At 69.5% G+C, this 25,146-nt stretch carries 19 protein-coding genes; 11 read left to right on the top strand and 8 right to left on the bottom strand.

From position 1 onward, the window contains the following. The first annotated feature begins 45 nt into the window (after window positions 1-45). Window positions 46-885, top strand: coding sequence for an alpha/beta hydrolase (locus OO70_RS26960; RefSeq protein ID WP_043676627.1), 840 nt, complete (start codon window positions 46-48; stop codon window positions 883-885). Between the two features lie 160 nt (window positions 886-1,045). Here OO70_RS26960 and ppdK read toward each other — a convergent pair whose 3' ends face one another. Both ppdK and OO70_RS26950 read right to left on the bottom strand, forming a co-directional pair. Next, complete coding sequence (gene ppdK, locus OO70_RS26955; RefSeq protein WP_043676626.1) at window positions 1,046-3,766, bottom strand: pyruvate, phosphate dikinase; 2,721 nt, start codon at window positions 3,764-3,766, stop codon at window positions 1,046-1,048. A gap of 405 nt (window positions 3,767-4,171) precedes the next feature. Then, the gene (locus tag OO70_RS26950) at window positions 4,172-5,374 is read right to left on the bottom strand and encodes an ROK family protein (RefSeq protein WP_043676625.1); all 1,203 of its coding nucleotides are present in this window, start codon (window positions 5,372-5,374) and stop codon (window positions 4,172-4,174) included. Between the two features lie 120 nt (window positions 5,375-5,494). On the opposite strand from OO70_RS26950, the gene OO70_RS26945 reads away from it, so the two are divergent. From OO70_RS26945 to OO70_RS26935, 3 genes are all read left to right on the top strand, one after another. Continuing rightward, complete coding sequence (locus tag OO70_RS26945) at window positions 5,495-6,940, top strand: MGH1-like glycoside hydrolase domain-containing protein (RefSeq protein ID WP_051741649.1); 1,446 nt, start codon at window positions 5,495-5,497, stop codon at window positions 6,938-6,940. A 60-nt stretch (window positions 6,941-7,000) separates the two neighbouring features. Next, window positions 7,001-8,938, top strand: coding sequence for an amylo-alpha-1,6-glucosidase (locus tag OO70_RS26940; protein ID WP_043676624.1), 1,938 nt, complete (start codon window positions 7,001-7,003; stop codon window positions 8,936-8,938). A gap of 1,064 nt (window positions 8,939-10,002) precedes the next feature. After that, on the top strand, window positions 10,003-11,667 hold the full coding sequence (locus OO70_RS26935; protein ID WP_051741646.1) for a sulfatase-like hydrolase/transferase: 1,665 nt from the start codon (window positions 10,003-10,005) through the stop codon (window positions 11,665-11,667). Window positions 11,668-11,686: 19 nt separating this feature from the next. On the opposite strand, the gene dusB is transcribed toward OO70_RS26935, so the two are convergent. After that, on the bottom strand, window positions 11,687-12,853 hold the full coding sequence (gene dusB, locus OO70_RS26930; protein WP_199827412.1) for a tRNA dihydrouridine synthase DusB: 1,167 nt from the start codon (window positions 12,851-12,853) through the stop codon (window positions 11,687-11,689). A 122-nt stretch (window positions 12,854-12,975) separates the two neighbouring features. On the opposite strand from dusB, the gene OO70_RS26925 reads away from it, so the two are divergent. Further along, window positions 12,976-14,421, top strand: coding sequence for an MFS transporter (locus OO70_RS26925; RefSeq protein ID WP_043676766.1), 1,446 nt, complete (start codon window positions 12,976-12,978; stop codon window positions 14,419-14,421). A 59-nt stretch (window positions 14,422-14,480) separates the two neighbouring features. On the opposite strand, the gene OO70_RS26920 is transcribed toward OO70_RS26925, so the two are convergent. Next, window positions 14,481-15,344, bottom strand: a complete 864-nt coding sequence (locus OO70_RS26920; RefSeq protein WP_043676764.1) for a helix-turn-helix transcriptional regulator — start codon at window positions 15,342-15,344, stop codon at window positions 14,481-14,483. A 161-nt stretch (window positions 15,345-15,505) separates the two neighbouring features. Between OO70_RS26920 and OO70_RS26915 the strand changes: the two genes are divergently transcribed. The 4 genes from OO70_RS26915 to OO70_RS26900 all read left to right on the top strand — a co-directional run bounded on the left by OO70_RS26915 (window position 15,506) and on the right by OO70_RS26900 (window position 19,020). Beyond that, window positions 15,506-16,933, top strand: a complete 1,428-nt coding sequence (locus tag OO70_RS26915; RefSeq protein ID WP_043676623.1) for an MFS transporter — start codon at window positions 15,506-15,508, stop codon at window positions 16,931-16,933. A gap of 134 nt (window positions 16,934-17,067) precedes the next feature. Then, window positions 17,068-17,274: a hypothetical protein gene (locus OO70_RS26910; protein ID WP_043676622.1), complete on the top strand. Its 207-nt coding sequence runs from the start codon at window positions 17,068-17,070 to the stop codon at window positions 17,272-17,274. A 73-nt stretch (window positions 17,275-17,347) separates the two neighbouring features. Further along, entirely contained in the window at window positions 17,348-18,496 is a 1,149-nt protein-coding gene (locus tag OO70_RS26905) for a serine hydrolase domain-containing protein (RefSeq protein WP_043676620.1), read from the top strand. A 110-nt stretch (window positions 18,497-18,606) separates the two neighbouring features. Continuing rightward, a complete protein-coding gene (locus OO70_RS26900) occupies window positions 18,607-19,020 on the top strand; it encodes a hypothetical protein (RefSeq protein ID WP_043676618.1) in 414 nt (137 codons plus the stop codon). A 12-nt stretch (window positions 19,021-19,032) separates the two neighbouring features. Here the strand turns inward: OO70_RS26900 and OO70_RS26895 are convergent, their stop codons facing one another. Then, window positions 19,033-19,617: a TetR family transcriptional regulator gene (locus OO70_RS26895; RefSeq protein ID WP_043676617.1), complete on the bottom strand. Its 585-nt coding sequence runs from the start codon at window positions 19,615-19,617 to the stop codon at window positions 19,033-19,035. A 26-nt stretch (window positions 19,618-19,643) separates the two neighbouring features. Further along, window positions 19,644-20,654, bottom strand: coding sequence for an aldo/keto reductase (locus OO70_RS26890; protein ID WP_043676615.1), 1,011 nt, complete (start codon window positions 20,652-20,654; stop codon window positions 19,644-19,646). Window positions 20,655-20,821: 167 nt separating this feature from the next. Between OO70_RS26890 and OO70_RS26885 the strand changes: the two genes are divergently transcribed. Beyond that, on the top strand, window positions 20,822-21,868 hold the full coding sequence (locus OO70_RS26885) for a chitinase (RefSeq protein WP_043676613.1): 1,047 nt from the start codon (window positions 20,822-20,824) through the stop codon (window positions 21,866-21,868). A 3-nt stretch (window positions 21,869-21,871) separates the two neighbouring features. On the opposite strand, the gene OO70_RS26880 is transcribed toward OO70_RS26885, so the two are convergent. After that, a complete protein-coding gene (locus OO70_RS26880) occupies window positions 21,872-22,483 on the bottom strand; it encodes a LysE family translocator (RefSeq protein ID WP_043676611.1) in 612 nt (203 codons plus the stop codon). Between the two features lie 178 nt (window positions 22,484-22,661). Next, on the bottom strand, window positions 22,662-24,044 hold the full coding sequence (locus tag OO70_RS26875; RefSeq protein ID WP_043676609.1) for a glycine--tRNA ligase: 1,383 nt from the start codon (window positions 24,042-24,044) through the stop codon (window positions 22,662-22,664). A 131-nt stretch (window positions 24,045-24,175) separates the two neighbouring features. Here OO70_RS26875 and OO70_RS26870 point away from each other — a divergent pair, with 131 nt between their 5' ends. Then, window positions 24,176-25,132, top strand: coding sequence for a metal ABC transporter substrate-binding protein (locus OO70_RS26870; RefSeq protein WP_043676607.1), 957 nt, complete (start codon window positions 24,176-24,178; stop codon window positions 25,130-25,132). Window positions 25,133-25,146: the final 14 nt, after the last annotated feature.

Here is a 25,146-nt window from a genome sequence, read left to right as displayed (position 1 = left end):
TCTGAGGACACCCGAGGGACTCCTGATGAGAAAGGTGGCACGCCGATGAGCCTGACCCCACGCGAGCGGCAGGAGATCGCCCAGGCGAACGCGTCGGGCCTCAAGCCGGTCGTGTTCGTGCACGGACTGTGGATGCTGGCGTCCAGTTGGCAACCGTGGCGGGTGTTCTTCGAGGAGAACGGCTACGCCACGCTTGCCCCGGGCTGGCCGGACGACCCGGAGACCGTCGCCCAGGCCCGGGCGAACCCCGAGGTGTTCGCCGGCAAGAGCGTCAAGCAGGTCACCGACCACATGGCCGAGGCGATCGGCGCGCTCAGCAGGCCCCCGGCGGTCATCGGCCACTCCTTCGGCGGCCTGATCACCCAGCAACTGGCCGGGCGCGGACTGGCGACGGTCTCGGTGCCGATGGACTCGGCGCCGTTCCGCGGGGTGCTGCCGCTGCCGCTGTCCTCGCTCAGGTCGGGGCTGCCGGTGCTGGGCAACCCGGCCAACTACCGGCGGTCCGTCACGCTGACCTACGAGCAGTTCCGTTACTCGTTCGCCAACGCGGTGGGAGAGAGCGAGGCCAAGCGGCTGTACGAGACGTATCCCGTGGCCGGTTCCGGGATTCCGCTGTTCCAGGCCGCCACCGCGAACATCAACCCGTTCACCGAGATCAAGGTCGACACGAAGAACCCGCGGCGCGGCCCGATGCTGCTGATCACCGGCGAGAAGGACCACATCGCACCGTCGGCGATCGCCAACGCCTCCTACAAGAAGCAGAAGCGCAACACCGCGCCCACCGCCATCCGGGAGATCCCGAACCGCGGTCACTCGCTGGTCTTCGACAGCGGCTGGCAGGACGTCGCCGAAGCGGCCCTGGCCTTCCTGAAGGAACACGACTGAGGAACACCACTGACGAACACCGCTGAGCCGGACCCGGTGACACGACGGCCGACGCCAGAGGGCGGCACCCCCCGCACAGGGGTGCCGCCCTCTTTCGCGGTCCGCGACCGCCGTCAGGCCGGTGAGGGTCAGGATGACCGACGGCGGTCCCGGAGGTCTGTCAGCGGTGATCGCTCCCCTGCGCCACCGAAGCCGCCCGCCCCGCCTCCAGCCGCGCCACCGGAATCCGGAACGGCGAACACGACACGTAGTCCAGTCCCACCTCGTGGAAGAAGTGGACCGACTCGGGGTCGCCGCCGTGTTCGCCGCAGACGCCGAGCTTGAGGTCGGGGCGGGTCTCGCGGCCGGCCTTCGCGGCGAGTTTCACCAGGGAGCCGACGCCGTCGCGGTCGATCGTCTCGAAGGGGCTGACGCCGAAGATGCCCTTCTCCAGGTAGGCCGTGAAGAACGAAGCCTCGACGTCGTCGCGGCTGAAGCCCCAGACCGTCTGCGTGAGGTCGTTCGTGCCGAAGGAGAAGAACTCCGCCGCCTCCGCGATCTGGCCTGCCGTCAGTGCGGCGCGCGGGAGTTCGATCATCGTGCCGATCGACAGCTTCAGCGAAGTGCCAGTAGCGGCCTCGACCTCGGCGATGACCTGGTCGGCCTCCTCGCGGACGATCTCCAGCTCCTGGACCGTGCCGACGAGCGGGATCATGATCTCGGCGCGCGGGTCACCCTTCGCCGCCTTGCGTTCGGCCGCCGCCTCGGCGATCGCCCGCACCTGCATGGTGAACAGGCCGGGGATGACCAGGCCCAGGCGCACGCCCCTCAGGCCCAGCATCGGGTTCTGCTCGTGCAGGCGGTGGACCGCCTGGAGCAGGCGCAGGTCGTTCTCGTGGGACTCCTGGCGGGACTCCGCCAGCGCGACGCGGACCGACAACTCCGTGATGTCCGGCAGGAATTCGTGCAGCGGCGGGTCCAACAGGCGGACGGTGACCGGGAGTCCGTCCATCGCCTTGAACAGCTCGACGAAGTCCGCCTTCTGGAGCGGGAGAAGCGCCTTGAGGGATTCCTCGCGTTCGGTGTCCGTGTCCGCCAGGATCAGGCGTTCCACCAACTCCCGGCGGTCGCCGAGGAACATGTGCTCCGTACGGCACAGCCCGATGCCCTGCGCCCCGAAGCGGCGGGCGCGCAGCGCGTCCTCGGCGTTGTCCGCGTTGGCGCGCACCCTCAACCGGCGTACGCGGTCCGCGTATCCGATGATCCGGTGGACCGCCTCGACCAACTCGTCGGCGTCGTCGGCACCCGCGTGCATCCGACCCTCGAAGTACTCAACGACCGGGGACGGAACCACCGGGACCTCACCGAGGTACACCTTGCCGCTGGACCCGTCGATGGAGATCACGTCGCCCTCCTCGACCACGTGACCACCCGGCACCGTCATCCGGCGCCGCTTGGTGTCGACCTCCAGCTCCTCCGCGCCGCAGACACACGTCTTGCCCATGCCCCGCGCCACGACGGCCGCGTGGGACGTCTTGCCGCCGCGGGACGTGAGGATGCCCTCCGCCGCGATCATGCCGTCGAGGTCGTCGGGGTTGGTCTCGCGGCGGACCAGGATGACCTTCTCGCCCGAACGCGACCACTTCACCGCCGTGTACGAGTCGAAGACCGCCTTGCCGACCGCCGCACCCGGCGAGGCCGCGATGCCCCGGCCGACCTGCTGGACCTTCGCCTCGTCGTCGAAGCGCGGGAACATCAGCTGCGCCAACTGGGCGCCGGTGACCCGCTGGAGGGCCTCCGCCTCGTCGATGAGCCCCTGGTCGACGAGTTGGGTCGCGATACGGAAGGCCGCACCCGCCGTCCGCTTCCCCACCCGCGTCTGGAGCATCCACAACTGCCCGCGCTCGATGGTGAATTCGATGTCGCAGAGATCCTTGTAGTGGTTCTCCAGGGTCTTCATGATCTGCATGAGCTGGTCGTACGACGCCTTGTCGATCTGCTCGAGTTCCGCGAGGGGCACGGTGTTCCGGATGCCCGCGACGACGTCCTCACCCTGCGCGTTCTGCAAGTAGTCGCCGTAGACGCCCTGGTGGCCGCTTGCCGGGTCGCGGGTGAAGGCGACGCCGGTACCCGAGTCGGGGCCCAGGTTGCCGAAGACCATTGAGCAGACGTTGACCGCCGTGCCGAGGTCGTGCGGGATGCGTTCCTGGCGGCGGTAGAGCTTGGCGCGGTCGGTGTTCCAGGAGTCGAAGACCGCGTGGATGGCGAGGTCCATCTGCTCGCGCGGGTCCTGCGGGAAGTCGCGGCCCGCCTCGGTCTTGACGATCCGCTTGAAGCGGGTGACCAGCTTCTTCAGGTCGGCCGCGTCCAGTTCGGTGTCGACCGTGACCTTCTTGATCTCCTTGGCCTTGTCGAGGGCCTCCTCGAAGAGGTCGCCGTCGACGCCGAGGACGGTCTTGCCGAACATCTGGATGAGGCGGCGGTACGAGTCCCACGCGAAGCGCTCGTCGCCGGCCTGCTTCGCCAGGCCCTGCACGGACTTGTCGGAGAGGCCGATGTTCAGGACGGTGTCCATCATGCCGGGCATGGAGAACTTCGCCCCGGAACGGACGGATACGAGGAGGGGGTTGTCGGCCTGCCCGAGCTGCTTGCCCATGGTCGCTTCGAGGGCGTCGAGGTGTGCACTCACCTCGTCACGCAGTGCCGCCGGCTCCTCGCCACTGTCGAGGTAGGTCTTGCACGCCTCGGTGGTGATGGTGAAGCCGGGGGGCACGGGAAGGCCCAGGTTCGTCATCTCGGCGAGGTTCGCGCCCTTGCCGCCGAGGAGATCCTTGAGGTCCTTGTTTCCCTCGGTGAAGTCGTAGACGAACTTCGCTACGTGGGGTTCTTTGTTTTCCGACACGGGTCTCGACTCCTCGAGGACTCGACGGCTGCCCTGACGGCCAGGAACATACCCAGATCGAAGGCGTCTGGGTACGTCCACTTGCATGTCATGCGTCCGTAACCGGTCGTCCGCCAGCGGATCGAAAGTCAAAGCTCGGCAAGCGAACACCGCCGGATGTTTTCACTTCTTGAACGCGGCGCCCTCCAGGGGCGCGATTATGCGCTCACTTGAGCGGGTTGCGGCTCTCCTGTTTTCGATCGATGAACGATCAAGGGGTGGCACGGAGTGCCACCCCTTGGAGAAGTGCAGCCGCGCAAGATCCGCTCACCTGAGCGCCACCCTTATCAAAGGTGGCGAGAATCACGCTTCCACACCCGGCCGGATTTCACCATGCGGACGAGTCTCCGGACGGAAATGTGAACGTCACATGCCCAGCGCGAGCAGCCGTTCCTCGACCCGCTCGGGCGCGTACAGGTACTCCACGACCAGCGCCCCCGCCCCTATGAGCCCGGCCCGCTCGCCGAGCCGTGAGGTCAGCACGTGCAGATGAGCGGTGGAGCGCGGCAGCGCCCGCTGGTACAGCAACTCTCGTACGCCGGTGAGGAAGGAGGTGCCTGCCAGGTCTCCCGCGATCATCAGCACCCCGGGGTTGAGCAGTGTCACCACGGTCGCCAGGACGTCCCCGACCTGCCGTCCCGCCTCGCGGGCGAACGCGGCCGCTCCGGGATGCCCCGACGCCAGCAGGTCCCGCACATCCGAGCCGGACGCCGCGGGCACCCCGGTCTCGGCCAGCCGCCGCGCCACGGCGCCACCGCTGGCGACGGCGGCGAGACAGCCGTAGGACCCGCAACGGCACAGTGCCTGCGCGCCCGCCGGGATGCGGATGTGGCCGATGTCGCCCGCGCCCCCGTCGATCCCCCGGAAGATGGAACCGCCGACGACGACTCCGGCGCCGATACCGGTCGACACCTTGACCAGGACGAAGGCCGAGCAGTCGGGGTGTCCGGTGCGCTGTTCGCCGTAGGCCATGAGGTTGGCGTCGTTGTCGACCAGGACCGGGACCCGGGGGGCGCCGGTCTGTTCGGTGAAGGCGCGTGCCAGGCGGCCTCGTATGTCGTAGCCGTCCCAGCCGGGCATCATCGGCGGCTGGACGACGCGGCCGGTCTCGCTGTCGACCGGGCCGGGGACGGCGAGACCGATCCCGCAGACCTCGGACGGCTGATGTCCGGCCTTCTCCAGGAGTTCGGCGAACCAGCGGCCGAGTTCGCCCAGTACGGCGTCCGGGCCGTCCTCGACGACCAGCGTGCCGCCGTGCTCCGCGAGGATCTCGCCGGAGAGCGAGAGGACGCACGCGCGCGCGTGGCGGGTGTCCAGGTCCGCCGCGAGGACTACGGCATGGGCGTCGTCGAATTCGAGGGTGATCGAGGGGCGGCCGCCCTGCGGGGAATCCACCGGACCGCCCGCGCCCTCGCGCAGCCAGCCCGCGCGGAAGAGCCGGTCCAGGCGCTGGCCGACGGTCGCGCGTGAGAGGCCCGTCACTTGTTGGAGGGCGCCGCGGGTCGTGGCGCGCCCGGTGCGCACCAGTTCGAGCAGATCGCCGGCGCTCGCTTGACCTCGTCCAGTCATGCGCACCCCCTTGTGTTTCTCAACCCTGCATTACATATTGAGTTTTGCGTGTTAAATAGACGTAACCCTACGGTAGCCATGACCGAACCGGTCGGCACGATGTGTTTCGTGGAGTCCCGAGTGGATCGCACTGCCCAGCTCACAGCCCTCCCGGTGGAGCACCACCTCGTATACGATCCGCCGTCTTTGTCAGGTTCGCTGCACCTCAGGGCGGCTGCCGTCCTCGAAGGGAACTGGACGGGAACCTCAACGGTCCCCTCCCGTGGTCTGTATCCGCACCAGTGGTCCTGGGACTCCGGGTTCATCGCGATCGGTCTGCGGCACCTGTCGCCGCTGCGGGCACAGACGGAGCTGGAGACGCTGCTCGCCGCCCAGTGGGGCGACGGCCGTATCCCGCACATCGTCTTCAACCCCTCCGTACCGCTCGACGCGTACTTCCCGAGCCCCGACTTCTGGCGCTCCTCGACCGCGGGGCGCGCTGCGGGCGCCCCGCGCACCGTACAGACCTCGGGCATCGTGCAGCCACCGGTGCACGCGCTCGCGGCCTGGCTGGTGCACTGCGCCGACCCGGGCCTCTCCCGCGCGCGTGGCTTCCTCTCCCGGGTGTATCCCCGGCTGGCCGCCTGGCACCGCTATCTGCTGCACCGGCGGGACCTGGGCGGGGGCGGGCTCGCGTCCGTCGTGCACCCCTGGGAACAGGGTATGGACAACAGCCCTTGCTGGGATGCCCCGTTGAGCCGGATCACGCCCGCCCCGGCCCGTTCCTTCCGCCGCGCGGACCTCGACCACGGAGCGGCCGAGGACCGGCCCACGGACCTCGACTACGGCCGTTACGTACGCCTCGCGACGGACTACCGGGACGGTGAATACAGGGATGGGCTGGGCGGGAGATACGGGGCCGGGGCAAGCGAGTTCGCGGTGGAGGACCCGTCCTTCAACGCCCTGCTCATCGCCTCCGAGCACGCACTGGCCCGTATCGCCCGGGAGTTGGGCGCGACCGGCACGGCCCGGCACGCGCGCGCGGAGCGGCTGACGGGGGTGCTGGTCGAGCGGCTGTGGGACCCGGCGGAGGGCATGTTCTTCTGCCGTGACGTAAGGGGTGGAGGTCTCATCCCCGAGCGCAGCGTCTCCGGCCTGATCCCGCTCCTTCTCCCCGACCTGCCCCGGGACATCACCGACGCCCTCGTCCGTACGGCGTCCGGCCCGCACTTCGGGCTCGGCGACACCACCCAACTCCCGCCCAGCTACGACCTGTTGGGCGAGGCGTTCGATCCGCACCGGTACTGGCGCGGGCCGGCCTGGTTCAACACGAGCTGGCTGCTGGAGCGGGGTCTGCGGCTGCACGGCGAGCAGAAGCGGGCGGACGCCCTGCGCGAGGCGGTCCTGGCGACCGCCGACGCCACCGACTTCGCCGAGTACGTCGACCCGTACGACGGCGAGGCGTGCGGCGCGACCGGCTTCAGCTGGACCGCCGCGCTGACCCTCGATCTGCTTCACGAGCCCCCCGGGCACGGCGTGTCCGGCGCGGGCCTCGGCACGTTCGACATGAGTGGCACACGTGACTGACACGGACGTCAGTGACACAGAAGTCAAGGTCGCCAAGAGAGTCAAGGGAGGGGACCGGGGATGACGGACCGGCATCATCTGCTCGTGCACGGCGGGACGTTCGCAGCCGTGGGCGACGGCGGGGACATCAGCGGCGTACGGGGCGGCAGTTCCCCGGACGGGTTATTCGTACGGGACGCCCGGCACCTGAGCCGTTGGCAGTTGACGGTCGACGGCGCGGTGCCGGAGGCCCTCACGCCGGTGGCCGACGGGGACATGGCGCGCTGTGTCCTCGTCCCGCGCGGTGGCCGACAGGAGCCGCCCGCGCACACGCTCTTCCGCGAACAGGCCGTCGGTGACGGCGCGTTCGTCGAATCGCTGAAGGTGACCAGCAACCGTCCGGTACCGACGACGGTCCGGCTCGCGGTCACCGCGGACGCCGACTTCACGGACCAGTTCGAACTCCGCTCGGACTACCGCACCTACACGAAGATCGGCGCCACCCGCTCCCGCCAAGTCCTCGACGACGGCGTGGAGTTCGCCTACCAGCGCGGCGAATGGCGATCCTGTACGACGGTCACGGCCGAACCGGCCCCCGACGGCGTCGAGGAGACCGGCACCGGCGCCCGCCGCCTCGTATGGACCCTGGACCTCGAACCGCACGGTACCGCCGAGTTGGCGCTGCGCGTGATGGCCCGCCCGCACGGCGACAAGCGCGCGCTGCGGGTACCGCGCTCACCGGCCGCGCTGAACGAGCAACTCCTCGCGCTGGAGGGCGAGTACGTCCAGGGCGTCTCCTTCCCCACCGGCTGGCCGGAGTTGGCCGCGGCCTGCGCCCGGGGCCTGTCGGACCTGGCCTCGCTCCAGGTCCCGGCGACGGGTCCCGACGGCGAGGAGCTTCGCGTACCGGCGGCCGGAGCGCCGTGGTTCCTGACCCTCCTCGGCAGAGACGCACTGCTCACCTCGCTCTTCGCCCTCCCGTACCGCCCCCAACTGGCCGCAGCCACACTGCCGGCGCTCGCCGCGACGCAGGCGACGGCCGTGGGCCCGGAGTCGGTCTCCCAGCCCGGCAAGATCGTGCACGAGGTGCGGCACGGCGAGTTGGCGCACTTCGGACAGGTGCCGTACGGGCGTTACTACGGCTCGGTCGACGCGACCCCGCTGTTCCTGGTACTGCTCGGCGCGTATGTCGAGCAGACCGGCGACACTGCCCTGGCCCGCCGCCTGGAGCCCAACGCCCGTGCCGCGATCGGCTGGATGCTGGACCACGGCGGCCTGACCTCGCGCGGTTACCTGGTCTACCGCGCCGACCAGGGCGGCCTGGCCAACCAGAACTGGAAGGACTCCCCCGGCGCCATCTGCGGGGCCGACGGCACCCGCGCAAGCGGTCCCGTGATGGCGGCGGGGGCCCAGGGCTACGCGTACGACGCGCTGCGCCGTACGGCCCAACTCGCCCGCACGGTATGGGAGGACGAGACGTACGCGGCCCTCCTGGAACAGGCTGCATCCGACCTGCGGGACCGTTTCCAGCGGGACTTCTGGATGCGGGACCAGTCCTTCCCGGCGCTGGCACTGGACGGCGAGGGCCGCCAGGTCGACGCGCTGGCGTCGGACGCGGGCCATCTGCTCTGGTCCGGCCTGCTGGACAAGGAGTACGGCGAACTGGTCGGCCGCAGGCTCTTGGCACCGGACTTCTTCTCGGGCTGGGGAGTCCGCACGCTCGCCTCCGGGCAGGCGGCGTACCACCCGCTCTCCTACCACCGGGGTTCGGTCTGGCCGCACGACAACGCGCTGATCACGCTGGGCCTGGCCCGCTACGGCCTGCACGACGAGGCCCGCACGGTCGCCCACGCGCTGGTCGACGCGGCGACGGCGACCGGCCACCGCCTCCCGGAGGTCCTCGCGGGCTACGGCCGCGGCACCCACCCGGAGCCGGTTCCGTACCCGCACGCGTGCGTGCGGGAGTCCCGTTCGGCGGCGGCTCCCTTGGCGCTGCTCACGGCGGTCGGGGGCGCGTGACACAACGGTGATAAGGCGTTTGCCGGGTGTTTGCCCAGTTCCGTGAACAGGGGCATGAGGCAACTCGTACGGAAGAGCGGCGGTCCTGCCTCCCCAGTCGGACCGCCCCTCTACTCCGATCACGGGCCTCGCACGGAAGGACCTTCGGGTTGCCTCAGCACACGAGCACACGCCAGACACCGAATACGGCCGGGGCAGCCGATGGCGAGGTACTGCCGCCGGACATGGACGAGGGGGCTGCGCCGGGGGCCGGTCCTTCCGCGAGCCTCGTGACCAAGCCCCAGGTCGGAGACGTGACTTCAGCGAGCACCGAGACCAAGGCCGGCGCCGGGACTTCCGCGAGCGGCGAGAGCAGGACCGAGGCCGACAGCGAGACCTCTCCGGTCGGCGAGACCAAGTCCGAGGTTGGCGCCGCGACTTCTGCGAGCGCCGAGACCAAGTCCAAAGCCGACAGCGGGACTTCTCCGGTCACCGAGAGCGCGGGCGAGCTTTCTGCAGGCGCGGAGACAGCGACCGAACCTTCCGCGGGCGCGGAGACCGACTCCGGCCTTCCCACGGGCGCCGAGCGCGAGGCCGAGCCGTCCCTCGGCGTGCGGACCGACACCGGCTCCTCCACAGTCGCCGAAACCAAGCACGGCTCCACTCCCGCCGCCGAGACCGAGCAGGCCGAGGGCACCGCGTCCGAACCTTCCGTGGACGCACCGTCCGAAACTCCGGCGGAGGCCGCGTCGGCGGCCTCGTCCAACACCGTGCCCGTGGCCTCGTCCGACACCGCGTCCGACGCCGGGGAGCCCCGGACCGCTGAGGACGGTGACGCCGACGACACCGAAGCCGCCGACTCCACAGACCCCGACGCCGAGGTCACCGAGAACGCCACCGCGACCACCCCGGCGACCGAAGCCGACCCCGAACCCGACGCCTCGGCCGGCGACACGGACACCGCAGCCGAATCCGACACCACCGACCAAGCCGCCGCCACCCCCGAACCCGCCGAGCCCACCACCCCCCGCCCCACCCGCCGAGGCCCCCGCACCTGGAGCAGCCGCCTGGGCCTGCGCCGCCGTATGCAGGCCTGGCGCGAGACGCACCCCGTGGCCGCGCTCACGCTCTCCTGGGTGGTCACGTTTCTCGCCGCCGTGCTCGTGTACATCTGCCTGGAGATGCCGAACACGCTGGGCCAGTTGCGGCTCATGGAGTTCGCGCGGATACCCGCCGAGGCGATCATGGCGGCGGTTGTTCTGCTGAGCCTGCCGCGGCGGGCGCGGATCGTGGCGGCGGCGGGGTTCGGCGCGCTCGTCGGGGCCCTCGCCGTGCTGAACATGTTCGACATGGGCTTCAACGAATACCTGGGCCGGCACTTCAACATCATCCTGGACTGGAGCCTGTTCGGGGACGCCCGCGGGTATCTGAAGGACACGTTCGGCGGGACGGCGACGCAGCTCATCACGGTCGCCCTCATCGCGCTGATCGTCGTGCTGATCGTCCTCGTCGCGCTGGCGATGGTCCGGCTCAGCACCGTCCTCGTCACCTACAAGGCCCACGCGACCCGGGGCACCCTGATCGCCGGCACGGTGTGGATCACCTGCTCCGCGTTCGCCCTGGAGTTCCACGGCATCCCGCTCGCCGCCGACCACACGGCCGGTGTCCTCAAGTACCAGGTGCGGGCGGTGCAGGAAACGCTGCGTGACGAGGCGGAGTTCAAGAAGGTCGCGAAGGTCGACGCGTTCGGCAACACCCCGGGCAGCCAGCTCGTCCCGGACCTGCGCGGCAAGGACATGATCTTCACCTTCATCGAGAGCTACGGCCGGAGCGCGATCGAGGACCCGATCATGGCGCCCGGTGTCGACGAGACCCTGGCCGCCGACACCAAGGCCCTGTCGAAGGCGGGCTTCGCCGCGAAGAGCGGCTGGCTGACCTCGGCGACGTACGGCGGCAGCAGCTGGCTCGGCCACTCCACCACCATGTCGGGCCTGTGGGTCAGCAACCAGCAGCGCTACCGCACGGTGATGGCGAGCGACCACCTGAGCCTGACCGACGCCTTCAAGAAGACCGGCGACTACGACACCGTCGGCGTGATGCCCGGCATTCAGAAGGGCTGGCCCGAGCAGAGCTTCTACGGCCTCGATAAGGTCTACAACGCCTTCCAACTGGGCTACAAGGGACCGAAGTTCAGCTGGTCGACGATGCCCGACCAGTACGCGCTCGAGCAGTTCCAGAAGCAGGTGCACAGCAAGCCGCGCGCCGACGGCAAGTCACTGATGTCGATGATCATCCTGACCTCGAGCCACCAGCCCTGGGCACCGATCCCGAAGCTCGTCCCGTGGGACCAGCTGGGCAACGGTTCGATCTTCGACGCGATCCAGAAGGCCGGCAACAAGGCGTCCGACGTCATCGCCAACAGCACCAAGTCCCGCGAGGAGTACGGCAAGTCGATCCAGTACTCGGTGAACTCCCTCACCCAGTGGCTGGAGCGCTACGGCAACGACAACACCGTGCTCGTCTTCCTCGGCGACCACCAGCCGATCGCCCGCGTCAGCGGCAACCACGCCAGCCGTGACGTACCGATCTCGATCGTCGCCAAGGACCCCAAGATCCTTGAGAAGATCGACAGTTGGAACTGGACGGACGGCCTGCGCCCCGCGCACAACGCCCCGGTGTGGAAGATGAGCGCGTTCCGCGACAAGTTCCTCACGGCGTACGGCTCGACGCCGCACCCGAAGTCCAACTGAGCAGCCCCACCAGCGGAGTTCAGCCGCCGGACGTGTCCAGTTCCGCGTCCTCGCCGATCCCCGCGCAGTCGTACGGGTCCTTCAGCCAACCGTCGGGCAGCACCACCCTGTTGTTGCCCGACGTACGGCCGCGGGGCCCGTCGGCGCCTGCGGGCCAGGGCTGGTCGAGGTCCAACTCGTCGAGACCGGACCGGAGTTCGTCCAGCGAGGACGTGATGGCGAGGCGCTTGCGCATCTCGCTGCCGACCGCGAAGCCCTTCAGGTACCAGGCGACGTGCTTGCGGAAGTCGATGACCCCGCGCGCCTCGTCGCCGATCCACTCGCCGAGCAGTGTCGCGTGCCGCACCATGACGTCGGCGACCTCGCGCAACGACGGCTCCAGGACGTCCTGTTCACACCCCTCGAACGCGGCCACGAGGTCGGCGAACAGCCACGGCCGCCCCAGGCACCCGCGTCCGACCACGACCCCGTCGCACCCGGTCTCGCGCACCATCCGCACCGCGTCCTGCGCGGACCAGATGTCGCCGTTGCCGAGCACGGGGATCTCCGGCACATGCTCCTTCAGCCGGGCGATCGCGTCCCAGTCGGCGGTGCCGCCGTAGTGCTGGGCGGCGGTGCGGCCGTGCAGCGCGATGGAGGTGACGCCCTCCTCGACGGCGATGCGGCCGGCGTCGAGGAAGGTGATGTGGTCGTCGTCGATGCCCTTGCGCATCTTCATGGTGACGGGCAGGTCCCCGGCACCGCTGACGGCCTCCTTCAGGATCGCCCGCAGCAGGTTCCGCTTGTACGGCAGCGCGGAGCCGCCGCCCTTGCGGGTGACCTTCGGTACGGGGCAGCCGAAGTTGAGGTCGATGTGGTCGGCGAGGTCCTCCTCCGCGATCATGCGGACGGCCTTGCCGACGGTCGCCGGGTCCACGCCGTACAGCTGGATCGAGCGCGGCTTCTCCGTCGCGTCGAAGTGGACCAGCTGCATGGTCTTCTCGTTGCGCTCGACCAGCGCCCGCGTCGTGATCATCTCGCTGACGAACAGGCCCTTGCCCCCGCTGAACTCCCGGCACAGGGTGCGGAAGGGCGCGTTGGTGATCCCGGCCATGGGGGCCAGGACGACGGGCGGCGAGACGGTGTGCGGGCCGATCTGCAAAGGCGACACGGCCGGGGGCGCGGGCAGGGACACGGGCGTGGACATTGCTCCATTGTGGCGCACGGCTTCCGGTGCCCATATCCGTAGATCTTCCGGTGCCCGTATCCGTAGATCATGTAGCGGTCATTAGTTAGACGCACTATCGAGTTTCGCGTACGATGGTCCGCATGCCCGAGCTCAGCCATCGCCGCCGACAGTTGGTGCTCGCGATCTGCTGCATGAGTCTGCTGATCGTGAGCCTGGACGTGACCATTCTGAACGTCGCCCTGCCGGCGATGCAGACCGATCTGCACGCGTCGACCTCCGGTCTCCAGTGGACGATCGACGCGTACACCCTGGTCCTGGCCTCCCTGCTGATGCTCGCGGGCTCCACGGCCGACCGGATCGGCCGCAAGCGGGTCTTCGTCGTCGGCCTGGTGGTCTTCAGCCTCGGCTCGCTGCTCTGCTCCCTCGCACCCGACCTCAACGCGCTGATCTGGTTCCGCATGATCCAGGCGGTCGGCGGCTCGATGCTCAACCCGGTCGCCATGTCGATCATCACCAACACCTTCACGGAGCCGCGCGAGCGCGCCCGTGCGATCGGTGTGTGGGGCGCGGTCGTCGGCATATCGATGGCCGCAGGACCGCTGATCGGCGGCCTGCTCGTGGACTCGGTCGGCTGGCGCTCGATCTTCTGGATCAACCTGCCGGTGGGCGTGGTCGCGCTGCTCCTCACGCTGAAGTTCATCCCCGAGTCCCGCGCGCCCAAGGCCCGCCGTGCCGACCCGGTCGGCCAGCTCCTGGTGATCGCCCTGTTCGGCTCCCTCACGTACGCGATCATCGAGGCGCCGAACTCCGGGTTCACCGCGATCCTGCCGTTCGCCGTGCTCGCGCTGGTCGCCCTCGCCGGTCTCCTCTGGTACGAGCCGCGGCGCGACGAACCCCTCATCGACCTGCGCTTCTTCCGTTCGGCGCCGTTCAGTGGGGCGACGGTGATCGCCATCAGCGCGTTCTCGGCGCTGGGCGGCTTCCTGTTCCTGTCCACGCTGTATCTGCAGAACGTGGTCGGTCTGGACGCGCTGCACGCGGGCCTGTGGATGCTGCCGATGGCTGTGCCGACGTTCCTGTGCGCGCCGATCTCCGGGCGGCTGGTCGGTAGTCGGGGGCCGCGCATATCCCTGCTGATCGCGGGGACGGCGATGACGGCGAGTGCGGTGCTGTTCGCGGGGTTCGAGGCGGAGACGTCCAACGTCTCGCGGTTCATCGGGTACGCGCTGTTCGGGATCGGGTTCGGGTTTGTGAACGCGCCGATCACGAATACGGCGGTGTCCGGGATGCCGCGCGCCCAGGCGGGGGTTGCGGCGGCGGTTGCTTCCACGAGTCGGCAGTTGGGGCAGACGCTCGGGGTTGCGGTTGTCGGGGCGGTGTTGGCTTCCGGGGTGGTGGCGTCGTCGTACAAGGAGACGTTTGTGTCTGCTGCTCGGCCGGGGTGGTGGATTTTGGTGGCGTGCGGGCTTGCGGTGCTGGTGCTTGGGGCTGTTACCAGTGGGGCTTGGGCTCGGCGGACTGCTGAGCGTACGGCTGAGAAGCTGGAGTCCGTTGAAGTACGCGAAGCGGCGGGGATCAGCGCTTAGTTTTGCGTGTGCAGGAGCGTCGTGGCTGGTCGCGCAGTTCCCCGCGCCCCTAAAGAACCTCACCTGGCCTGCGCTATGGCGTGCAGCCTCTCCAGGCGTCCCCTCGTCTCCTCGTCCGCCGGGGCGTAGGTCACCATCCTTGGGCCCGTTGACGGGCCCAGCCACAGGTCGGTGTGGTCTACGGTGATGCGGCCCACGTGGGTGTTGCGGAACTCCTTGCGGCGGGGGGTGGCGCCCACGACCTCGTGGCGGTCCCAGACGTCGCAGAACTCGGGGGACGTGCGCAGCCGGGTGAGCAGGGTCTTCCAGGTGGGGTCGGCGAGGTGGCCCGCCATGGAGCCGCGGAAGCGGGCGGCCATGAGTCGTTGGGTCTTCTCCAGGTGGACGATCGACGACCGCCACTCCTGGTGCGTGTAGGAGAGGACCATGCAGTTGCGGTCCGCGGGCGGCACCGCGTCCATGTCACACAGCAGCATCCCGTACGTCCGGTTGTAGGCGAGGATGTCGTACCGGGCGTTCTGCAGACAGGCCGGGATCGGGTCCAACTGGTCCAGCATCGCCCGCAGGGCGGGTGTGACGACCGGGCATTCCGTCGCCGGACGCGAGTCGGTCGCGTCGGCCAGCCGGAAGAGGTGGGCGCGCTCGCTCGGGTCGAGCAGCAGGGTGCGGGCGAGGGCGTCGAGGACCTGTACGGAGACCTGGATGTCCCGGGCCTGTTCGAGCCACGTGTACCAGGTGACCCCGACCGCGGCGAGCTGCGCGACCTCCTCGCGGCGCAGGCCGGGCGTACGGCGTCGGGCGCCGCGCGGCAGGCCGACCTGCTCGGGGGCGATGTGCTCACGGCGGTGGCGCAGGAACGCGGCGAGTTCATGGCGCCGGACCGTCGACACGTTCTGCGGAGCCGCCATCACCTCAGCCGCCATCACCTCGGCCGCTGTCCCCGTCCCCGTCCCTGTCACCGTCTCCTGTGCCATGGTCGTCATCGCTCCAGTCTGCCGCCGCGCGGACCCTGTTTCCAGGTAGTCCTTCTACCAGGATAAGGACACTCTGGTACCAGTCTGAGGACAGGAGCACGCTGGTCCGCGTGACCGAAACCATCGCTTCCCGCACCGCCAAGTCCCCGGCGGCGACACCCGTGCTCAGCGGCCTCGGACTGTTCACGGTGCTGCTGGCCGCGGCGCTGCCCCTCATCGACTTCTTCATCGTCAACGTGGCCCTGCCGACCATCGGCAAGGACCTCTCGGCGAGCGAGGCCGTCCTCGAACTCGTCGTCGCCGGCTACGGAGTCGCGTACGCCGTGCTGCTCGTCCTCGGTGGCCGGCTCGGTGACCTGTTCGGGCGCCGCCGGCTCTTCCTGGGCGGCATGGCCGCCTTCGGCGTGACCTCGCTGGCGTGCGGGCTCGCGCCCACCGCGTGGACGCTGGTCGCCGCGCGGATCGCCCAGGGCGCCGCGTCCGCGGCGATGCTCCCGCAGGTCCTCGCCACCATCCAGTCCGCGACCCAGGGCCCGCGCCGCGCCAAGGCGATGGGCCTGTACGGCGCGACCGCCGGCCTCGCCATGGTGGCCGGCCAGATCCTCGGCGGGGTCCTGGTCGCCGCCGACATCGCCGGTACCGGCTGGCGCGCGGTGTTCCTGGTGAACGTGCCGGTCGTCGTCCTGGGCCTGTTCCTGGCCGCCAAGGTCGTACCGGAGACGCGTTCGCAGCACCCGGAGCCGGTGGACGTGCCCGGCACGTTCCTGCTCGCCGCGTCCCTGCTGGCGCTGCTGGTGCCGCTGACCGAGGGCCGGGCGGCGGGCTGGCCGCTGTGGACGTGGCTGTCGCTGGCCGCGTTCCCGGGGATCGTGTCCGCGTTCTACGCGGTGGAGCGCAGGGCGGACCGGCAGGGCCGTACGCCGCTGGTGCCGCCGAGTCTGCTGGCGCTGACCTCGTTGCGGCGCGGGCTGGTGCTGATCCTGCCGTTCGGGATGGGCTTCAGCGGGTTCATGTTCGTGATCGCGGTGGCCTTGCAGCGGGGGGCGGGTCTCGGCCCGATCGCGGCGGGGCTCGCGCTGGTCCCGCTGGCGGTGACCTTCTTCCTGGCCTCGCTCGCCGGGCCGCGTCTGGTGACCCGGTACGGCACGCGGATAGTGACGGTGGGGTCGGTCGTCCAGGCGGTCGGTCTGGGGCTCATCGTGCTGGCGGTGTGGCGTTCCTGGCCGCATCTCGGCTTCGTCGAACTGCTCCCCGGGGCGGCGGTCGCCGGCGCGGGCCAGGCGCTCCAATTGCCCATCATCTTCCGCATCATCCTGTCCGAGGTGCCGCCGGCCCGTGCCGGTGTGGGCGCGGGCGTGATGGTCACCACCCAGCAGTCCGCGCTGGCGCTCGGCGTGGCCACGCTGGGCACGCTCTTCCTGTCGCTGATCCCGGGCATGGGGATGCGGGACGCCCTGGTGATAACGCTGTTGGCGCAGCTGGCGGGCGTGGTGCTGACCGGGCTGCTCAGCCTGCGGCTGCCGCGCGCGATCGGCTGACAAACAGCGGACCCGCCGGAGGCCACGCCGGATGACATGTTCACAGCTTGGACAACTCGGCGTGAATTGAGCACTGTTGATGTTGATATTGCTGCACACTCCTTGCCGGAGACTCCTGAGCGGAGGCGAGGCACATGTTGCAGATCAACACGAGCAAGGTGAGCCGCTGGGACCAGCACGGGCGGGAACACGTCGTCCGCGTGCAGCGCAAGGGCGCGCAACGCACGATCGTGTGCGACACCTGCGGCTGGAAGAAGAGCGCGCAGTTCCTGCCCTGGCTGAAGGCGGAGGAACACCTGGCCGAGGAGCACCAGGCGACGGTGGATCCGTCCGCCGACTGACCGGGACAGCGATGAGTTCGCGAGGCGAGGGGAGTCGTATCCGATACGACTCCCCGGACCGGAAGGCCGACCGATGAGCTCTCTCCACGACACCCTGCGGCGACGCGTCGACGACGGCACCGTGCCGGGGGCGGTGGGCCTGGTGGCCCGCGGCGACGACGTCGAGGTGGTCGCCGTCGGCTCCGTCGACGTCGAAGGCACCGCCCCGATGGCCCGCGACTCGATCTTCCGGGTCGCCTCGATCGGCAAGCCGGTCACGGCGGCGGCGGTGCTGGCACTGGTGGAGGACGGGCGCCTGGCGCTGGACGCCCCGGTGGCGGAGTGGCTGCCGGAGCTGGCGAAGCCGACGGTGGTCCGCACACCCTCCTCGCCCGTCGAGGACGTGGTCCCGGCGGAGCGCCCGGTCACGGTCGAGGACCTGCTGAGCTTCCGGGCCGGCTGGGGATTCCCGGACGACTTCTCGCTGCCGGCCGTCCAGGCGCTGCTCGCGTTCCAGCAGGACGGCCGTGCCCCCTACCTCCAGCCCGGCCCCGACGAGTGGCTCGCCGCCCTGGCCCGGATCCCGATGGTGCGCCAGCCGGGTGCCGCGTGGCTCTACAACACCTGCTCGGACCTCCAGGGCGTCCTGGTCGCCCGCGCCTCGGGCTCGTCCTTCCCCGACTTCCTGGCGGAGCGGTTCTTCGGGCCGCTGGGCATGACGGACACCGCGTTCACGGTCCCGGAGTCGAAGCGGGCCCGCTTCACCACCGCCTACTCGCCGGGCGAGCAGGGCACCCTGACCGAGTCGGACGCCCCGGACGGCGGCTTCAGCCGGCCCCCGGCCTTCCCCTCGGGCGCCGGCGGCCTGGTCTCGACGGCCGACGACCTCCTCGCCTTCGGCCGCATGCTCGCGAACGCCGGCGCGGCACCCGACGGCACCCCCGTCCTCTCCCCCACCTCCGTGAGCCGCATGACCACCAACCACCTCACCGCCGCCCAGCGCGACGCCTCGACCCTGTTCCTGGAGGGCCAGGGCTGGGGCTACGGCGGCCAGGTCGACGTCACTCCCGTCGACCCCTGGAACGTCCCCGGACGCTACGGCTGGGTCGGCGGCACCGGCACGACGGCCCACGTCGTCCCGCCGACGGGCACGGTGACGATCCTGCTGACCCAGGTGGCGATGACCAGCCCGGTACCGACACCGCTGATGCGGGAGTTCTGGGAGTCCACGGCGGGGCGCTGACGCGCTCGACTCGCCCTCGCGGCCGACCGGCGTGAGCATGGATGGGCGTGATCAGCCGAACGCTCTACCGAGCGTTCCGCCGAACGTCCTGCCGAACGAGAGGAGTCCCCGTGCACGCCACACTCCGCGGTCGCGGCACTCGTACGATCGCCGCCGGTGCCCTGAGTCTCGCCCTGCTGTCGGCCGGGACGGCGAGCGCCTTCGCCGCCTCCCCGAGTCCGAAAGCGAGCCCGAAAGCCAGTCCGAGCGCGATGGGCTCGATCACCGTCAAGGCCGACAAGAGCACGGTCAAGGTCGGCGACAAGGTGACCTTCACCGGCCGTACCAAGGGCCTGAAGGTCGGCACCAAGCTGGTCCTCCAGCACGAGAAGGCCGGGAAGTGGAACGCGCTCAACGGGAGCACCACGGTCAAGAACGGCAGCAGCTACTCGCTCACCGCGAAGCTCAACACCAAGGGCCAGGAGCACCTGCGGATCGCGGCCGGTACGACCTACTCCCCGACCGTCACCGTCAAGGTGACGTGACCGGGGCCGCGCTCAGCCCCTCAGTCCCCGCAGCAAAAGCTCCACCATCGCCCCGAACTCCTCCTCCGCGCCCGGCTTCCGCCACTCCCGTGCGTAGGCCGGGTCGTGGAAGCGGCCCGTGGCCTGGAAGACGGTGCGGGCCGCGATCGCCGGGTCGGTGACCGTGAAGACACCGCTGTCGACGCCCGCCCGCACGATCTCGGTGAGCTGGCCGGTGAGTTCGTCGATGTGCTCGCTCACCACCTCGCCCGCCTCCTCCGCGAGGACCGAGTACGTGGCGAACAACTCGGGATCGCCGCCGGCTTTCTCGCGCTTGGCCGCGAACAGCGCCGCCAGCCAGTCCCGGACCCTGGCCTCCGGGTCGCGGTCCTCGGTCACGAAGCGGGACAGGGTCTGCGACGTACGGTCCAGCCAGCGCTTGGAGACCGCCTCCCGGAGTGCCGCCTTCGTGCGGAAGTGCCGGTAGACGGTGCCATGGCTGACGCCGAGCGCGCGGGCCACGTCCACCACGGTGGCCTTCGCCGGGCCGTGGCGGCGCAGCACCTCCTCGGTCGCTTCGAGGATGCGCTCGGCGGTCAGGGTCTCGCTCGCTGCCATGACGAAGACCGTACCCGGAGGTCGGATCAGCGCTCGCTGTCGAGGTGCGCGATCGCCGCGGCGGGGTAGCGGCCACCCGCCGCCGAGTCCGCCGGTACAGCCTCCTCCAGCGCGGTCAGGTCGGCCGCGTCCAGTACGACGTCCAGCGCGCCCAGCGACTCGGTCAGCCGCTCCCGGGTCCGCGCGCCGATCAGCGGCACGATGTCCTCGCCCCGCGACAGCACCCAGGCGATGGCGAGTTGCGCGACGGAGACGCCCTTCTGCTCGGCGATCTTCCGCAACTGCTCGACCAGGCCCAGGTTGTGCCGGAGGTTGTCGCCCTGGAAACGCGGCGAGTGCGCCCGGTAGTCGGTGACCGGCAGCTGCCGGTCGGCCGCGAAGTGCCCGGAGATCAGCCCGCGCGACAGCACGCCGTACGCCGTGACGGAGATGCCCAGTTCACGGGTGGTCGGCAGGATGCGGTCCTCGATGCCGCGCGTGATCAGCGCGTACTCCAGCTGCACATCCGCGATGGGCGCGGTCGCGGCGGCCCGGCGGATCGTGTCGGCGCCGGCCTCGCTGAGGCCGATGTGCCGGACGTAGCCCTGCTCGACGAGTTCGGCGATGGCGCCGACCGTCTCCTCGATCGGTACGTCGGGGTCGATCCGGGCGATCCGGTACACGTCGATGTGGTCGACGCCGAGGCGCTGGAGGGAGTACGCGGCGAAGTTCTTCACAGCGGCGGGCCTGCCGTCGTAGCCGTTCCAAGCGCCGTCCGGACCGCGCAGTGCCCCGAACTTCACGCTGGTGAGCGCCTGTTCGCGGCGGGCGGCGGGGGCGGTGCGCAGGGCCTCGGCGATCAGCAGCTCGTTGTGGCCCATGGCGTAGAAGTCGCCGGTGTCGAGGAGCGTGACGCCCGCTTCGAGGGCGGCGTGGATGGTCGCGATGGACTCGCTCCGGTCCGCCTCGCCGTACAGCGCGGACATGCCCATGCAGCCGAGGCCGAGGGCGGAGACCTGGGGGCCGGTGGTTCCGAGTGAGCGCGTGGGAATCGTCATGCATGCCACCTTGGCATGACAGATGACAGATTTCAATATCTGTCATTCCAACCCTCTCGCCGACCCTCTCGCTGACCCTCTTGACGAAAGGTCTGGACCAAGCGCACTGTCATGCCAGCACTGTCATGCCTACGACACCTCACCGCACCCCCACCGGGAGGCCCCGTATGCTCCGCCGCCTGCTCACCGCCGCCCTCACCGCGGCCGCCCTCCTCGTCCCCCTCTCGATCGCCACCGCGCCCACCGCCTCGGCGGCCGACACCTGCGCCGTCAAGTCCCGCCCGGCCGGCAAGGTCCTCCAGGGCTACTGGGAGAACTGGGACGGCTCCGCCAACGGCGTCCACCCGCCCTTCGGCTGGACCCCGATCACCAACTCCGCGATCGCCGGCCACGGTTACAACGTGATCAACGCGGCCTTCCCGGTCATCCGTTCAGACGGAACGGCCCTCTGGGAGGACGGCATGGACACGGGCGTGAAGGTGGCCACGCCGGCCGAGATGTGCGCGGCGAAGGCCTCCGGCCAGACGATCCTGATGTCGATCGGCGGAGCGGCGGCCGGCATCGACCTCAGCTCGACCACCGTGGCGAACAAGTTCGTCTCGACGATCGTGCCGATCCTGAAGAAGTACAACTTCGACGGCATCGACATAGACATCGAGACGGGCCTGGTAGGCAGCGGCAGCATCACCCAACTCTCCACGTCCCAGGCCAACTTGATCCGCATCATCGACGGCATCCTCGCTCAGATGCCATCCAACTTCGGCCTGACGATGGCCCCGGAGACCGCCTACGTCACCGGCGGCAGCATCGCGTACGGCTCGATCTGGGGCGCGTATCTGCCGATCGTGAAGAAGTACGCGGACAACGGCCGCCTGTGGTGGCTCAACATGCAGTACTACAACGGCAGCATGTACGGCTGCTCCGGCGACTCGTACTCCGCCGGCACCGTCGCGGGCTTCACCGCCCAGACCGACTGCCTCAACAAGGGCCTGGTCGTGCAGGGTACGACGATCAAGGTCCCGTACGACAAGCAGGTCCCGGGCCTGCCCGCCCAGTCGGGAGCGGGCGGCGGCTACATGTCACCGTCCCTGGTCTCCCAGGCGTGGAAGCACTACGGCACGTCTCTCAAGGGCCTGATGACCTGGTCGATCAACTGGGACGGCTCGAAGAACTGGACGTTCGGCGACAACGTGAAGGCCCTGCAAGGGCGTTGAGGTTCACCTGGCCGTGAGGGCGAGCTTTGCCCCCAGAGCCACGAACGACCCGGCGAAGCTCCGCCGCAGCCATGTCATCACCCTCGGCCGTGAGGTGACGTGGCTGCGGACGGAGGCGGCGAGGACGCCGTACGCGGCGAAGACCACGAACGTCGCCAGCATGAAGACTCCGCTGAGCGCCAACATCCGTACGGCGGAGTGGGGTTCGTCGGGACTCACGAACTGCGGCAGGAAGGCGAAGAAGAAGATCGTCAGCTTCGGGTTGAGGATGTTGATCAGCACGCCCCGGACGATCACGCGGCCGGCGGAAATTGGTGCGCTGTCCTGGTCGACGTCGATCGCCGCCTTGTCCTTCACCGTCGCCCACGCCATGTACAAGAGATAGGCGACACCGGCGTACTTGAGGATCTGAAAGGCGGCGGCACTGGCGTTCAGCAGCGCGGCCAGCCCGACGACGGTGGCCAGCACGTGCGGCACGATCCCGAGCGTGCAGGCGAAGGCCGCGAGGACGCTCGCGCGGCGCCCCCGGGAGAGACCGGCGGCCAGGGTGTAGACGACGCCGGTGCCGGGGGTGGCGACCACGACAAGGGTGGTGAGGAGGAAGGCGAGGCTCATGAGAGCCAGCCTGGCGGCGCGGCGGACCTCTCAACAGGTCCAATGGGCCCCCGGCATCGAGGACCAATCACCAACGCCGGACGGGCACCTTCAGCCCGTCCGGCGTTTGAGGACGAGGCCCCTTCAGGGCCGATGGGGGTCTGGGGGCGCAGCCCCCAGGAACAGCACCCCGACAGACCTAGGCGCCGACGAGACGCCCAGCCAGGTAACCCTCGATCTGGTCCAGCGACACGCGTTCCTGCTTCATCGAGTCGCGCTCGCGCACCGTCACCGCGTTGTCCTCGAGCGTGTCGAAGTCGACCGTCACGCAGTACGGCGTGCCGATCTCGTCCTGGCGACGGTAGCGGCGGCCGATGGCGCCGGCGTCGTCGAACTCGATGTTCCAGTTCTGACGAAGGGCGGCGGCGAGGCCCTTGGCCTTCGGGGACAGCTCGGGGTTGCGGGAGAGGGGAAGGACGGCCACCTTCACCGGGGCGAGGCGGTGGTCCAGACGCAGCACCGTGCGCTTCTCCAACTTGCCCTTGGCGTTGGGCGCTTCGTCCTCGACGTACGCGTCGAGCAGGAACGCCAGCATCGCGCGGCCGACACCGGCGGCGGGCTCGATGACGTACGGCGTCCAGCGCTCCTGGGCCTCCTGGTCGAAGTAGGAGAGGTCCTGGCCGGAGGCCTTGGAGTGCGCGGTGAGGTCGAAGTCGGTGCGGTTGGCGACGCCTTCCAGCTCGCCCCACTCGTTGCCGCCGAACTGGAAGCGGTACTCGATGTCAGCGGTGCGCTTGGAGTAGTGGGAGAGCTTCTCCTTGGGGTGGTCGTACCACCGCATGTTCTCCTCGCGCATGCCCAGGCCGGTGTACCAGTTCCAGCGCTGCTCCATCCAGTACTCCTGCCACTTCTCGTCCTCGCCCGGCTTGACGAAGAACTCCATCTCCATCTGCTCGAACTCGCGGGTGCGGAAGATGAAGTTGCCGGGCGTGATCTCGTTGCGGAAGGACTTGCCCATCTGCGCGATGCCGAACGGCGGCTTGCGGCGCGAAGTGGTCTGCACCTGGGCGAAGTTGGTGAAGATGCCCTGTGCGGTCTCGGGGCGCAGGTAGGCGACGGAGCCGGTGTCCTGCGTCGGGCCGAGGTGGGTGGAGAGCAGGCCGGAGAATTCCTTGGGCTCGGTGAACTGGCCCTTGTTGCCGCAGTTGGGGCAGTTGATGTCGGCGAGGCCCTTCTCGGGGGCGCGGCCGTGCTTGGCCTCGTACGCCTCCTCCAGGTGGTCCGCGCGGAACCGCTTGTGGCACGCGGTGCACTCGGTCAGCGGGTCCGAGAAAGTGGCGACATGGCCGGAGGCGACCCACACCTCGGGGGCCAGGATCACGGACGAGTCGATACCGACCACGTCCTCGCGCGACGTCACCATGTAGCGCCACCACTGGCGCTTCAGGTTCTCCTTGAGCTCGACACCCAGCGGCCCGTAGTCCCAGGCGGCGCGCTGGCCGCCGTAGATCTCACTACTGGGGAATACGAAGCCACGGCGCTTGCTCAGGCTGACGATGGTGTCGATCTTGTCGGCGGCCACGATGCTCTCTTCATGACGAATGGACGGCGGCGAATGACTCAGGTTACCGGCGCCTCCCGCCCCCTTATCAAATCGGTTCCCCCCTCGCACCTTGTTGACAACGGTTTCCATATTAGTTGAAAATGACTGTCATGAACGTACGACGACGCCACATATCCGGGATCGCGATAGCCGCGGCCACCGCCCTCGGCCTCGGGACCCTCTCCGCCTGCTCCGACAGCGCGGCCGCCGCCAACACGGACAAGTTCGACGTCGTCGCGTCGTTCTACCCGCTGCAGTACCTCGCCGAGCAGATCGGCGGGAGCCACGTCCACGTCACCAGCCTGACCAAGCCCGGCCAGGAACCGCACGACCTGGAGATCAGCGCGCAGCAGACCGCCGCGCTCGGGGAGTCCGACGCGGTGCTCTACCTCAAGAACCTCCAGCCGGCCGTCGACGACGCGGTGAGCCAGTCCGAGGTCAAGACGAAGATCGACGCCGCTTCCCTGACCACGGAGGAGAAGCACGGCAACGAGGTCGGCGGTCACGCGGCCACGCACGACACCTCGAAGAACGACGAGCTGGCCGGCCTCGACCCCCACATCTGGCTCGACCCGGTGCGCTACGCCCAGGTCGCCGAGGGCGTCGGCAAGGCCTTCGAGAAGGCCGACCCGGACAACGCGGCCGACTACAGGACGCGCACCACGGCCCTGGTCACGAAGCTGGACGCGCTCAACACCGAGTTCAAGACCGGCCTCGCCGACACGAAGACCAAGGTGTTCATCACCACGCACGCCGCCTTCGGCTACCTCGCCGAGCGCTACGGCCTCACCGAGGAGGCCATCAACGGCCTCGACCCCGAGTCGGAGCCCAGTGCCGAGCGCGTGAAGGACCTTGAGAAGATGGCGAAGGCCGACGGCGTCACCACCGTGTTCTACGAGACGCTCGTCAGCGACAAGACCGCGAAGACCATCGCCGCCGACGCGAACCTGAAGACCGACGTCCTCGACCCGATCGAGGGCATCACCAAGAAGTCCCGCGGCACGGACTACTTCTCGGTCCAGCGGGCCAACCTCAAGGCGCTGCAGACGGCTCTGGGAAGTAAATGACCGACACGATGATC

The organism is Streptomyces xylophagus, assembly GCF_000716435.1.
Classification (GTDB): Bacteria; Actinomycetota; Actinomycetes; order Streptomycetales; family Streptomycetaceae; genus Streptomyces; species Streptomyces xylophagus.
This window is presented reverse-complemented; position numbering and strand designations above follow the sequence as displayed.

Excerpts from the sequence above, each read along its gene's own strand:
- OO70_RS26960 (WP_043676627.1), top strand. The coding sequence starts at position 46 with ATGAGCCTGACCCCACGCGAGCGGCAGGAGATCGCCCAGGCGAACGCG.
- OO70_RS26950 (WP_043676625.1), bottom strand. The coding sequence starts at position 5,374 with ATGACTGGACGAGGTCAAGCGAGCGCCGGCGATCTGCTCGAACTGGTG.
- OO70_RS26940 (WP_043676624.1), top strand. The coding sequence starts at position 7,001 with ATGACGGACCGGCATCATCTGCTCGTGCACGGCGGGACGTTCGCAGCC.
- OO70_RS26935 (WP_051741646.1), top strand. The coding sequence starts at position 10,003 with ATGCAGGCCTGGCGCGAGACGCACCCCGTGGCCGCGCTCACGCTCTCC.
- dusB (WP_199827412.1), bottom strand. The coding sequence starts at position 12,853 with ATGTCCACGCCCGTGTCCCTGCCCGCGCCCCCGGCCGTGTCGCCTTTG.
- OO70_RS26925 (WP_043676766.1), top strand. The coding sequence starts at position 12,976 with ATGCCCGAGCTCAGCCATCGCCGCCGACAGTTGGTGCTCGCGATCTGC.
- OO70_RS26920 (WP_043676764.1), bottom strand. The coding sequence starts at position 15,344 with ATGGCGGCTGAGGTGATGGCGGCTCCGCAGAACGTGTCGACGGTCCGG.
- OO70_RS26910 (WP_043676622.1), top strand. The coding sequence starts at position 17,068 with ATGTTGCAGATCAACACGAGCAAGGTGAGCCGCTGGGACCAGCACGGG.
- OO70_RS26905 (WP_043676620.1), top strand. The coding sequence starts at position 17,348 with ATGAGCTCTCTCCACGACACCCTGCGGCGACGCGTCGACGACGGCACC.
- OO70_RS26895 (WP_043676617.1), bottom strand. The coding sequence starts at position 19,617 with ATGGCAGCGAGCGAGACCCTGACCGCCGAGCGCATCCTCGAAGCGACC.
- OO70_RS26890 (WP_043676615.1), bottom strand. The coding sequence starts at position 20,654 with ATGACGATTCCCACGCGCTCACTCGGAACCACCGGCCCCCAGGTCTCC.
- OO70_RS26885 (WP_043676613.1), top strand. The coding sequence starts at position 20,822 with ATGCTCCGCCGCCTGCTCACCGCCGCCCTCACCGCGGCCGCCCTCCTC.
- OO70_RS26880 (WP_043676611.1), bottom strand. The coding sequence starts at position 22,483 with ATGAGCCTCGCCTTCCTCCTCACCACCCTTGTCGTGGTCGCCACCCCC.
- OO70_RS26870 (WP_043676607.1), top strand. The coding sequence starts at position 24,176 with ATGAACGTACGACGACGCCACATATCCGGGATCGCGATAGCCGCGGCC.